The 12,169-nt window shown below is 47.2% G+C and carries 9 protein-coding genes; 6 read left to right on the plus strand and 3 right to left on the minus strand.

All coding sequences use genetic code 11. The annotated features are described in order from the left end of the window. The first annotated feature begins 127 nt into the window (after nucleotides 1-127). The 4 genes from ACFS25_RS20840 (at nucleotide 128) to ACFS25_RS20855 (ending at nucleotide 2,914) form a co-directional block, all read left to right on the plus strand. A complete protein-coding gene (locus tag ACFS25_RS20840) occupies nucleotides 128-730 on the plus strand; it encodes a TetR/AcrR family transcriptional regulator (RefSeq protein WP_381504862.1) in 603 nt (200 codons plus the stop codon). A gap of 268 nt (nucleotides 731-998) precedes the next feature. Beyond that, nucleotides 999-1,532, plus strand: coding sequence for a YceI family protein (locus ACFS25_RS20845; RefSeq protein ID WP_381504864.1), 534 nt, complete (start codon nucleotides 999-1,001; stop codon nucleotides 1,530-1,532). Nucleotides 1,533-1,549: 17 nt separating this feature from the next. Then, complete coding sequence (locus ACFS25_RS20850) at nucleotides 1,550-2,254, plus strand: DsbA family oxidoreductase (protein WP_381504866.1); 705 nt, start codon at nucleotides 1,550-1,552, stop codon at nucleotides 2,252-2,254. A 27-nt stretch (nucleotides 2,255-2,281) separates the two neighbouring features. After that, entirely contained in the window at nucleotides 2,282-2,914 is a 633-nt protein-coding gene (locus tag ACFS25_RS20855) for an NAD(P)H-dependent oxidoreductase (protein WP_381504868.1), read from the plus strand. Nucleotides 2,915-3,048: 134 nt separating this feature from the next. Here the strand turns inward: ACFS25_RS20855 and ACFS25_RS20860 are convergent, their stop codons facing one another. Beyond that, nucleotides 3,049-4,473 carry a DUF1593 domain-containing protein gene (locus ACFS25_RS20860; RefSeq protein ID WP_381504870.1) on the minus strand — a complete coding sequence of 475 codons (1,425 nt, stop codon included), beginning with the start codon at nucleotides 4,471-4,473 and terminating at the stop codon, nucleotides 3,049-3,051. An 812-nt stretch (nucleotides 4,474-5,285) separates the two neighbouring features. Next, nucleotides 5,286-7,754, minus strand: coding sequence for a glycoside hydrolase family 95 protein (locus tag ACFS25_RS20865; RefSeq protein WP_381504872.1), 2,469 nt, complete (start codon nucleotides 7,752-7,754; stop codon nucleotides 5,286-5,288). A gap of 440 nt (nucleotides 7,755-8,194) precedes the next feature. Between ACFS25_RS20865 and ACFS25_RS20870 the strand changes: the two genes are divergently transcribed. Beyond that, the gene (locus tag ACFS25_RS20870) at nucleotides 8,195-10,231 is read left to right on the plus strand and encodes a beta-L-arabinofuranosidase domain-containing protein (protein WP_381504873.1); all 2,037 of its coding nucleotides are present in this window, start codon (nucleotides 8,195-8,197) and stop codon (nucleotides 10,229-10,231) included. A 15-nt stretch (nucleotides 10,232-10,246) separates the two neighbouring features. On the opposite strand, the gene ACFS25_RS20875 is transcribed toward ACFS25_RS20870, so the two are convergent. Next, nucleotides 10,247-11,113, minus strand: a complete 867-nt coding sequence (locus ACFS25_RS20875; RefSeq protein WP_381504875.1) for an AraC family transcriptional regulator — start codon at nucleotides 11,111-11,113, stop codon at nucleotides 10,247-10,249. A gap of 138 nt (nucleotides 11,114-11,251) precedes the next feature. Between ACFS25_RS20875 and ACFS25_RS20880 the strand changes: the two genes are divergently transcribed. After that, the gene (locus tag ACFS25_RS20880; protein ID WP_381504877.1) at nucleotides 11,252-12,166 is read left to right on the plus strand and encodes a dihydrodipicolinate synthase family protein; all 915 of its coding nucleotides are present in this window, start codon (nucleotides 11,252-11,254) and stop codon (nucleotides 12,164-12,166) included. Nucleotides 12,167-12,169 lie beyond the last annotated feature (3 nt).

Raw genomic sequence — 12,169 nt, forward strand, 5'->3', positions numbered from 1 at the left:
GCGTGGAAAGTCAGTTTCACAGTGTGCTGCTCTGGTAGATAGGTGCATTAAAAATGCATTATTAAGATAATGAACTTTCATCATGATAGAATAGTTAACACCGTTATAGAATATAACACTACCCACAATGGGAATACTTGAGCGCAGGTTACGACAAAAAGTAGAGGTTAAAACCAGCATCTTACAGGCAGCCTGGCAGCTGGTTCTGGAAGAAGGCTGGCAGGCGCTTTCTATTCGTAAGATCGCCGATGCCATCGAGTATAGTGCCCCCGTGATTTACAGTCATTTTGAGAACAAAGATGCCATTTTACTGGAATTTACGAAGGATGGTTTTCGGCTATTGACCGACGTTATTATCCGTCAACGAGACAGTAAGCCGGAAGCAAGTCAGCAATTAGAAGCAATTGCTCAGGGGTACTGGGACTTCGCTTTTGAACACAAAGAGTATTACCAGCTTATGTTCGGGCTGGGTATTCCGCAATGTGAACAGGTTAATCAGGTTGCGGAGATGAAACAGTTTTCTAATACACTTATTTCGGTTATTCAGGAAGCGATCAGCAGTAGCACACATCCACACGTGAATGCATTTCTGAAATTTCATACATATTGGTCAATTATTCACGGGTTGGTGTCAATCCATATGATTGATCGAAATGCAGTCACTAATCCTTGGAGTCAGTTAGTACTGAAAGATGCGATAAGTGGATTTATTAAGGGCTTAAATAGCTAGTTTTTTTACCAATTTTCTAACGGTGTTAGGAATTATATCAGTGTAACAGATGATTTTATATTTACTATGGTCACAGTCCAAATGGGCGTTGAAACAAAGTTCTACAAAAGCCGACGCAAGGGCTGATGAGAGCTATTGGCGGGGCCGACTGTCCAATTTCAGAACAGCTTTATCTTACTATGTGACTATACAGCGTAGCGAGAATTGCAATTCAACGCTTTGCTAGTCAACCAATTAAGCAATTTTAATCAAGTTAGTCAATACAATTATGGCAACAACAAACTGGGTCGTAGACCCGATGCACTCCGAAGTACAATTTAAAGTAAAGCACCTTGTTATTTCTACCGTAACCGGCACGTTCAGAAATTTCGAGGGTGGGGCAACAACGGAACACGACGATTTCAAGGACGCTGAAATTCACTTCTCACTAGATGTAGCCAGCATCGATACTAATCAGGAAATGCGGGATACGCACCTGAAAGCAGCTGACTTTTTCGACGCGGAGACCTATCCAAAAATCATCTTCAAATCAACTTCTTTCAAGAAAGTAGACGACGATGAATACACGCTGACGGGTGATTTAACCATGAAAGGTGTTACAAAACCCGTTACCCTGAAGGCAGAATATGGCGGAACCGCCAAGGATGCTTATGGTAATCAGAAGCTTGGATTTGAAGTAACCGGGAAAATTAATCGCAAAGAATTTGGCTTGACTTACAACGCTCTCACCGAAACTGGTGGATTGGCCCTTAGCGAAGACATTAAATTGATAGCTAACATTCAATTGGCCCAAGCTGCCTAACCTACTACGCAACAACAATGGACGTAGAAATCTGGAGCGATGTCATGTGCCCCTTTTGCTACATTGGTAAGCGAAAGTTTGAGAACGCCCTCAATCAGTTTACGCACAAAGATCAGGTAAACGTTGTCTGGAAAAGCTTTCAGCTTAACCCGGACATGAAAACGGAACCGGGAAAAAATATTAATCAGTATTTAGCCGACGTGAAAGGCTGGAGCCTGGATGAAGCTAAGGGCATGAACGACCGCGTTACGGCAATGGCCCATGAGGTTGGTTTATCGTATGACTTCGATAAAGCTGTTGTGGCTAATTCGTGGGATGCTCACCGGTTTATACAACTAGCGAAACAACACGGCTTGGGCGATGCCGCCGAAGAACGTCTGTTTCGGGCCTATTTTACTGAAGGCCGCGATACGTCTAATCACGTAACATTACTTGAACTGGGCACGGAGATTGGACTTGTCGCTGCTGATATTGAGCAAATGCTACAAAGCAATCAGTATGCAGAGGCCGTTAGCCAGGATATTTACGAAGCGCAGCAAGTGGGCGTACGAGGTGTACCCTTTTTCGTGCTGAATCGCCGGTATGCAGTTTCCGGCGCTCAACAACCTGAAACATTCTTAGGAGCGCTCAACACGGCGTGGTCTGAGTGGGAAAAAGCAAATCCTTCTGTCATTCAGTTACCTACCGATGGGCCTGCCTGTACCCCCGGCGAAATCTGTTAAATACATAGAGGCCTAAACACAACAACCATGGAGTTACTTGAAGCTATGAATTGGCGGTACGCTGCCAAAAAAATGAATGGTCAGAAGGTTCCAGCCGAGAAGCTCAATACCATTCTGGAAGCGATTCGCCTATCAGCGTCGTCAGCAGGTTTGCAACCGTATACTGTCGTCGTAATCGACAATCACGAATTAAAAGGGAAAATTCACGAACTGGCCTGTCCGCAACCGCAAGTTGTTGAAGGATCCCACCTGTTGGTTTTCGCATCCTGGACAAACGTGGAAGCGGCTCAGATTGATGCGTATATGCAGTTGATTGCCGATACACGGGGTGTTTCAGCCGAGTCCCTAACCCCGTTTTCGGACTCGATCAAAGGCGGTATTTTGAGCAAAACGCCGGAAGACCGATTTATCTGGGCAGCCCGTCAGGCATATATCGCTTTAGGTTCGGGCTTGATTGCTGCAGCGTTGGAACACGTTGATGCCACGCCGATGGAAGGGTTCAATGCCGCAGCTCTCGACGAAATACTAGACTTACCCGCCAAAGGTCTAAAAAGTGTTGCGCTATTGGCTCTTGGGTATCGAGACGAAGAAAAAGACTTTTTATCGAAAGCCCCTAAAGTACGACGCGCCCGAAAAGATCTATTTATTGAGCTAACCTAGATTTTTTACCGTTTACCCGTAAGCGAAGCACTCTGTCGAATCACAGAGTGCTTCGCTTTTTTAAGACTGTCCACCGTGGATACAGGCACAATGGCGTTTACAATGAGACCGAACGACTAATAACACTCACTAAGTTACTTTGGCACAACAGTTACAATTACGCGTTTGTAACGCGTTAATGCTGGGGTGCCTTTGTCGGTAACCTTCAAAATAAAGTGTATAGTTTGAGAACTGGATACCACCGGAGCGGTTACCGGCAGATCATACAAATTGGCAGCGTAAGGACGAAAACTAACAATGCCGGGATACGTCCCAGCTTCAGGGTACTGAAACCACAGATAACTCATCGAATCGCCATCCGGGTCGGAGGTGCCGTCGGCATTCAAATGAAATGACTCGCCTGACTTTACCGTAAAACGAACTGGATGTGCTAGCGCAGGCACAGGCGGATGGTTAGCAGCTGCGTACGGTTTCGTCGTCCAATCAATACGGGCGGCAAAGTCATTCTGAAACTCCTCACGCCAACGCCATATTGTAGCCTGAATACTACGGGAGCCGCTTTTCTCAACCACCGAATAAACAGAATCCACAGCATTTGTCCATAATGGACGGGTTTCAGCTTCCGTCACCGGCCAGTTAGGCCGGGCGAAACGATCAGGAGCGGTGGACAAGGTCGGCGTGTAAAACGTGTAACGCCCGCCCCAGCCACCAAAATCCGGATGTTCCGGATCGTTAAGGCCATTAGGGATTAGACCCAGAAAAGCTGGCGTATCTCCCTCCATGCCATAAGCGACATCAGGATAGGCAGCTCCCAACAGACCATGCCCCTGTTGAATATGTTTTGCTAACCAGCTGGTGCTAATGACTTCGCTATTGGCACCAGCCGCAGCCATTGTCATACCTAACCAAGTCGCCTGTCCGTAGGTATAGCCGGGGCTACAGATGAAGAAAATAGTGGGAAACGTTTTACGAATCCACGGTCCCGAATCGTCCTGATCGGAGATAGTATAGACTCTCAGTTTATGGTATAGCTTCTCGGCATTCTGTGGCGTTCTGGATTTCTGAATTTTCCACAGTGCCTGAGCCAGTGTGTTAGTACCGCCCCAAACTGGTATCCACAACGGTCGGTCATCGGCTTTTTCAAGGGTTTTTATAATCCAGTCCGAGCCTTCCGAATCATGACCTTCCCCTACGCCTTCCATACCATAAACCGGTAAACCTTTTTTGATTTTGGCTTTTAGTTCTTCGGCTGGCGGATAACCCTTTTCATGTTTTAGGAGATTAGCCCGGACCTTCCCGTAAGCCGTCACGATTTTGTGAATCGTTTCAGGGGCTACCCGTTTTTTCTGGTGGATAGACGTCGTTGCAATAAGTCCGTCAATATCCCATTTGTTAGCATATGTCAGGAAACGAACCAGCGACTGAGAATCATCGGGGTCCGCTTCAATATCGCTCAAAACCAGCACCCGTAGCTTTTTATCTGTCTGGGCAATTAAAATAGCGGGGAAACCAAAAATCAACAGGAATAAAGCAAAGCGAATCAAGGCAAATTGTTTCATGTATCTCAACAGGGTAGTTACATAGTAGGCACACGTATCCTAAAAGAAACCATTTCATAAAACTTACCCCGCCAATCAGGTATTTACAGCCAATTAACTTCCAAAAAATCCCTTATTAAGCAAACTTCCCTGCATCGAACTGATGCCGTTTAGTTTATTAAATAGGGTTGTCCAATCGATCAGCCAATAAAAAAAGCCCACTTAGGTGGGCTACAAATTAGTAAACCGTTGGCAATCGGCTTGCCGCCAGCAATATTTACCATCGGTATATACTTGGCAACGGTGTACGGGCTCAAGCCATATACATCCTGGCTATTTCGTTGATAATGATTACTTGATACCGCAGTAAACGGACTAGCCGATTCCACAGCAAGTTGTTACGCGCTCTTTATTAATCAGGGCCAACAGATGTCCTATTCATTGAGAACAGCGATGTTCAGGGGCACGGATGACGCTATAATTTCTTATCGCCGTTCCTCTATAGACCCTTGGTTGATTTGGGCTAATCTTTACTTGAAAACCTATCAAGTGTCTCGTTATAATCATCTGGATAAAGGTCCGCGTATTCTGCTCCGGGGTTTTGCACCCTTGCTGGTTTGTCAGGAATAAAAAAGTCAATCAGACTGTGCGCAAGCAGCAACAAAGAGACAAACAGGAGGTCGTAAAATCGTCTAAACATATAGCTTAGACTATGGAAATAAACGAATGTCACTACGTTACCGCATAAAAATATCACAACCACCAATTTCTTAAAACGAAATGAATAGATGCATTAGTCCCCCCTACAAATGCTAACCTCCTGGCCTTATTTTTTACTTCATCGTCAGGGTGTAGCTTTTACCAGGTTGTGTTATAAAATCATACACTTGACCGATGCGGGGTTTCTTCATGATAAGCTGAGCCTGCGACGAAATGATTGGGTCTTTTATCTCCAAGACCTGAAAAAATGGATTCGAATTCTCTGCGCCATTTAGCGTCATTGAGAACCCTTTTGCCTGTAACTCGTTCGGGACACGAATCCGGCAATTTCCGCCAAGCGTCGATTTCAGTACCACTTTTGCCACCTTCCCATCTTTCCATTCCAGCGCAATAATCTCAAACCCACCGCGCGCTCGTAAACCACTAATGCTTCCCTCCTGCCAGCGATTAGGCAAAGCCGGAATCAGGTGAATAGCCCCATCATGGCTTTGCATAATCATCTCGGCGATACCCGCCGTACAGCCAAAATTTCCGTCGATTTGAAACGGGGGATGAGCATCGAATAAGTTGGTGTAGGTACCTCCGCCCTGCTGTGAGCCAACCGGCGACAATTGATTTGTGATCAGTTTATAAGCCCGATTTCCATCCAGAAGCCTCGCCCACCAGTTCACTTTCCAACCCATCGACCAGCCTGTCGAAACGTCGCCCCGCTGTTCGAGGGTGTTGCGCGCAGCCGTGAACAGGGCAGGCGTGCGGTAGGCCGACAATTGAGCCGATGGATATAAACCATAGAGGTGTGAAATGTGCCGGTGCTTGTCGTCTGGGCTATCCAGATCGTCGATCCATTCCTGTAATTGGCTATGCTTACCGACCTGCATGGGTGGCAACTGCGCTAATTTAGCCTGTACTACCTTGACAAAATCAGCGTCGATATTTAAGGTTTTGGCAGCCCGAATGGTGCTGGTAAAAATGTCAAAGACAATCTGATTATCCATTGTCACTCCGGCGTCAATCGACGTATTTGGCCGGGTAGATGGCGCATTCTCGGGCGACATGCCGGGGCAAACGACTAGGTAATGATGATTTGGGTCTTCCACCAGGTAATCCACAAAAAATTCGGCGGCTCCCTTTATAACCGGATAGACCGATTTCAAGTACGTTTTATCACCTGAATACTGATATTTTTCCCACAAATGCTGACTGAGCCAAGCTCCACCCATTGGCCACATAGAATAATAAATCGCATCGACAGGTCCTGTAATTCGCCAAAGATCAGTATTATGATGCGCCACCCAGCCCTTAGCTCCATACATAACGCGGGCGGTTTCCTGACCCGTCTGCGAGAGGTCTTTAACCATCTGAATCAGCGGTTCGTGCATCTCCGGCAGATTCGTAACCTCGGCTGGCCAGTAGTTCATCTCGGTGTTGATGTTAATCGTGTATTTGCTGTCCCAGGGCGGACTCATCTCTTCATTCCAAAGCCCTTGCAGGGTAGCCGGTTGCCCTACCATTCCCTTGCGTCCCGGTTGCGATGCCGAAATCAGCAGATACCGCCCAAATTGAAAATACAGCGAGACTAATTGCGGATCGTTGCCAGACGCAAACTGTTTTATGCGCTCATCGGTGGGAAGTTCAGCGGCTTTGGTAGTACCTAAATTCAATCTTACGCGATTAAAATAGCGTTGATAAGCCGTAACATGCTCGTTTAAAATAGCCTGAAATGACCGTTTACCCGCCTGACTTAAGTAATTATCCGCCAACATCTTCGGATCAGCGGTTAACGTTTTATAATCAACAACGTTGGTTGCTATCGAGACATATAACGTGGCGGCATTAGCTCCTATGACAACCACCGATGTGTCGGTTTTGCTGGTTTGTCCGCCCTCCGGCAAAACACGAATGTGAGCATTAAAGCGGACCTGCCCTTTCACACCTTCATGATCACTGGTAATGCCCGTTAGCACGAGTTTGTCTTTGCCCTCAATGGTTCGCTGGGTTTGCTGAGGGCTGTTCATGAACGCCGTAAACGATAGCTTACCGGGCTTATCCGCTGTCAACCGAACAACAATCACCTGGTCGGGTGCCGACGCGATAACCTGCCGCGTATAACGCACCCCATCAACGGTGTAGGCGGTCGTAGCAATGGCTCTTTCAATGTCCAGATCGCGGTAATATTTGGTATAGGTCTGGTGATTTGGAAAATTCAGCCGAAGTGTACCTACTGGCTGGTACTTCATGCCGTTGATTTTCTTCGACTGAATTTTCGTTTCAGCCAGTTTCTGCGCTTCGGCTTGTTTGCCATCAAAAATCAGTTGCCGAATCGTAGGCAATGCAGCTAATGCATCGGGATTATCGTTGCGGTTCGGCCCACCCGACCAAACGGTTACTTCGTTTAGTTTAATGACTTCCTGCTCAGGATTTCCATAGACCATCGCTCCCAGTCGGCCATTACCAACGGGCAATGCATTAGTCCAGGTAGTCCCGGCAGGTTGTTTGTACCAAAGTTTTAGTGCGATGGGTTGTTGAGCCTTTACGGTCAGAAAAACAAAAAGGAGAGACAGTGTATAGTGTAGTTTATTCATTCGTAGGCTATTCACTAAGTCGATCAAGTTAAATTATGGCCGTTTTGATAATGGCTTATGTACCCTTTATAAATTGATAAGCAGCCTTTTGATCCCAATTACTTAATATCAAGGATAATTTATCCTAATCTCACTAAATAAATGTCAAGCCGACTAGTCGCCTATCAAAATCGTCTGATGCTACAGGGTAGGGAGTAAATCATGCCCTCTCCAAGTGAAATTAAGTGTCCACTTGTCGTTGTTTCTGCCCTCAATTTATTGATATACTGGCTAACTATCTATTTTTAGTTGAGTAGAACCCGGAATCATATCATCTTTCAAACTGACTAGTTATTAAGAATTTGGCTACAAGCCGCATCAAAACCAGTAGTGTCTTTGTGCCTGATCTGAGCAAGTCGTTTAGTTATGCCTACTTAAAGTAACCTGCCGGCAAAACAATCATGAAAAACATATTTTTTACCCTTTCCTTGGGAATGGCTTTAGCAAATGCGCTAGTTTCTAACGCACAAAAATCAACTCATACCAATAGCCGTGCGCCACTGGCTCCCCAGAAATATAGTGAACTGCCGCTCGGTGCAATAAAACCAAACGGGTGGCTGCATCATCAGCTGGAGGTAATGCGCGATGGAGCTACCGGTCATTTAGATGAGTTCTACCCAAAAATTAAAGACGATAATGGGTGGCTTGGCGGCAAAGGCGATGGTTGGGAGGAAACGCCCTATTGGCTCGATGGCGCCGTACCATTGGCGTATCTATTAGATGATAAACCGTTGAAAGCCAAAGTCCTAAAATACATAAACTGGAGTATTGAACACCAGCGGCCAAATGGTTTTTTTGGGGCTTACACAAAAGCAGAACTGGCAAATGGCGGCAAAATGAACGCCTGTGCCGACGGCGAAGACTGGTGGCCGCGCATGGTCATGCTCAAGGTTATGCAGCAATATTATACCGCCACCAACGATTCGCGGGTGATTCCGTTCATGACCAACTACTTCAGCTATCAGCACAAAAGCCTTAAAACCTGCCCGCTGAACAAGTGGTCGGAGTGGTCGGAATCGCGGGGAGGTGACAATATTATGGCCGTATATTGGCTCTACAATCGTACCGGCGACAAATTTCTGCTCGATCTGGCCGACATACTGTACAAACAAACGACTAATTGGACCGACCTGCTTGGTGGGCGCAATTGGGCCATCGGTGCCGCCGTAAACCAGACTGGCCACAAGTGGATGGATCGCCACGCCGTTAATGTCGGGATGGGGTTGAAAATGCCCGCCGAATATTACCGGGGTAAAAAAGAAGCTAAGTATCTAGCCGCCGTAAAAACCGGCTTCAATGACCTGATGACCCTGCATGGATTACCGCATGGCATGTTTTCGGGCGATGAAGATATACACGGCAACGAACCCACGCAGGGTGTTGAACTCTGCGCTATTGTCGAGACGATGTTTTCACTCGAAGAGATCATCGGTATTACCGGCGACCCGGCTTATATGGATGCGCTCGAACGCATGACATTCAATGCGTTACCTACCCAAACCACCGACGATTATATGTCGCGGCAATATTTCCAGATTGCCAATCAGGTGCAGGTATCCCGGGGCGTATTCGATTTTTCGCTCCCCTTCGACCGGGGCATGAACAATGTGTTTGGGCCTTATGCGGGCTACACTTGCTGCACCGCCAATATGCACCAGGGCTGGACAAAATACACGTCTCACTTATGGTACGGCACTGAAAAGGGACTTGCCGCACTGGAATATGCCCCAAACACGGTGAAGGCCAAAGTCACCGATGGTACCGAGGTGACGATTCAGGAGATAACAAATTACCCCTTTGAGGACCAGATTAGTTTTACGATTAGCTTACTAAAAACGACAACGTTTGCCTTCGACCTTCGGATTCCGGGCTGGTGTGCTGAAGCAACAATTTTGCTTAATGGACAGAAACTGCGCGCCGATAAAGGCGGACAGGTTATCAGCCTGACGCGACTCTGGAAAAATGGCGATAAAGTGACGCTTCAATTACCAATGACCATCACAACCAGTAACTGGGCCAAAAACTCTCGGACTATTGAGCGCGGGCCTTTGGTGTACGCATTGAAAGTGGAATCGGACGTAATCAAAAAGGAAATCAAAGAAGAGGGAACCTACTACGAGTATCAACCCAAAACGGGCACCAGATGGAATTACGGTCTGCCTAAAGCGGTAATCGACGACCCAGCCAAAAACACCACCGTTACGATAAAGCCCTTGCCGGACAATTTCGTCTGGAATGAGGCCAACGCGCCCATCGAAATCAAGACGACGGGTCGGCAGATACCGAACTGGAAACTAGTAGAAGGTGTTGCCCGCCAGCCCGTTACGGCTCGAGATGGCATCTATAAGGGCGAAGTAGATGATAAATCCGAAACCTTGACGCTCATCCCCTACGGATGCACCAAATTACGGGTGGTGGCGTTTCCGGTAGTAAAGTAACCAATTGATATTGAACTACATGCGATAACTCTGAATATACTCGCTAGGGGGCAAGCCGACAATTTCTTTAAACTGGCGGTTAAAATTTGACAGGTTCGTATAGCCACAGCTAAACGCAATCTGGCTGATATTTTCCTGCGACTCACGCAGATGGCGGCAGGCATTTTCAATACGAACCTCGTTGAGCAGCTGTGAAAACGTTTTGCGGGTATGTTGCCGAAAAAAACGGCAGAAAGCACCGGGTGTTAGGTTCGCTACATTGGCTACGTCTTCCAGCGAGATAGGCAACGTATAATGGTGAAGTATATACGAAAAAACCTGCTCTAACCGACGTTGATCATCCGGGCGTTGGGGTCGGACGTAGGCCGTGGCCGATAATACCTCCCGATCAGGGTTGGTTGCCAGATTGTCCAGTAACCGCAACAGAATCAGCAATTGCTCGAACGGACGCTGCTGCGGCAGGTTTTCCAGCTGTTCAGTAAGTGAATTACCCCTCTCACACCGCAGCCGGACACCGTGTTGCGCTTCCTGTAAAAGAAAGTTGAGATGCTTCGTTTCGGGCAAGTTCAGCAGGGTCGTTTCCAGATGCTCTGGCCGAAACAGGACGGATACAGAGGTAGCACGCTGGGTAGAATCAGGTTGGTAATAGCCGGGATCGCTTCGCAAAACGTGGGGCAGATTAGCGCCGAGCAACAAAATGTCGTATCGCCCAAAACGATCAATTTTATCACCTACAATCAGCGTACCCTCACCCTGTTTGATCAGAGTCAGTTGAATTTCCGGATGAAAATGCAGTTGACCATAAAAGTGAGGTGCGTTATCCTGTTCAATCCGAAATGAGCGATCATCTACCGTAGGCACTCGAAAGAGAAGCGGCTTCATTAATATCAGTTTGACCTGTTTTTCGATGCAAAGGGCCCAATATAGTGAAACGAGTATTAGTATCCATTAATTATTGGCAACGGACATCGCTGACTATTCAGGAACTTTGATTTTTCAATATCACTAGCCATAACGCCAATGAATGTTTCCGTACAGTGGGAAGGTGTCTATCCCGCGCTCCTAACTCCGTTTACGGCCAATGATCAACTGGATCTGCCGCTTTTCGAAAAAAACCTGCACGCGCAACTCGACGCCGGCATACACGGGTTTATTATTGGTGGATCATTGGGCGAAGCCAGTACGTTGCTGAATGAGGAAAAAATTATCCTGCTAGAATCGGCGCTGGCCGTTTGTCAGGGGCGGGTGCCGGTACTGGTTAACATTGCTGAGCAAGGGACCAAACAGGCTATCGCCCGCGCTTGTGAGGCCGAAGCAACTGGTGCCGACGGCCTTATGTTATTGCCGCCTATGCGTTACCCTGCCGATGCCCGCGAAACGGTTACGTTTTTTACATCGGTGGCGCAGGAGACCTCATTGCCAATCATGATTTATAATAATCCATTCGATTATAAAATCATGACTACCGTGGCTATGTTTACCGAATTAGCTGAACTGCCAAACATTCAGGCCGTAAAAGAATCAACTCGCGACCTGACCAATATTACCCGAATGCGTAATGCGTTTGGCAACCGATTTAAGTTAATGGGTGGTGTCGATACGCTGGCACTGGAAGCGTTGCTGTTAGGCTGCGATGGCTGGGTCGGCGGTCTGGTAGATGCATTTCCGCAGGAAACAATGGCCATTTATGAACTAGCCAAAGCCGGTCAAATCGCGGAAGCGTTGGAAATTTACCGCTGGTTTATGCCATTGCTCGAACTGGACATTCACCCAAAACTTGTGCAGTATATCAAACTGGCCGCTACAGCAACGGGTATCGGTTCTGAGTATGTGCGAGCCCCGCGTTTGCCCCTAATTGGTGCTGAACGTGAGCAGGTTCAGCAAGTTATCCAAACCGCGCTGGCGAATCGCCCGGTTCTAGCCCCGGCTCAATAAGGT

This window comes from Spirosoma flavum, from assembly GCF_042686045.1.
GTDB lineage: Bacteria > Bacteroidota > Bacteroidia > Cytophagales > Spirosomataceae > Spirosoma > Spirosoma flavum.

Coding starts and splice junctions, on each gene's coding strand:
- ACFS25_RS20880 (WP_381504877.1), top strand. CDS start 11,252: ATGAATGTTTCCGTACAGTGGGAAGGTGTCTATCCCGCGCTCCTAACT.
- ACFS25_RS20845 (WP_381504864.1), top strand. CDS start 999: ATGGCAACAACAAACTGGGTCGTAGACCCGATGCACTCCGAAGTACAA.
- ACFS25_RS20870 (WP_381504873.1), top strand. CDS start 8,195: ATGAAAAACATATTTTTTACCCTTTCCTTGGGAATGGCTTTAGCAAAT.
- ACFS25_RS20865 (WP_381504872.1), bottom strand. CDS start 7,754: ATGAATAAACTACACTATACACTGTCTCTCCTTTTTGTTTTTCTGACC.
- ACFS25_RS20860 (WP_381504870.1), bottom strand. CDS start 4,473: ATGAAACAATTTGCCTTGATTCGCTTTGCTTTATTCCTGTTGATTTTT.
- ACFS25_RS20855 (WP_381504868.1), top strand. CDS start 2,282: ATGGAGTTACTTGAAGCTATGAATTGGCGGTACGCTGCCAAAAAAATG.
- ACFS25_RS20850 (WP_381504866.1), top strand. CDS start 1,550: ATGGACGTAGAAATCTGGAGCGATGTCATGTGCCCCTTTTGCTACATT.
- ACFS25_RS20840 (WP_381504862.1), top strand. CDS start 128: ATGGGAATACTTGAGCGCAGGTTACGACAAAAAGTAGAGGTTAAAACC.
- ACFS25_RS20875 (WP_381504875.1), bottom strand. CDS start 11,113: ATGAAGCCGCTTCTCTTTCGAGTGCCTACGGTAGATGATCGCTCATTT.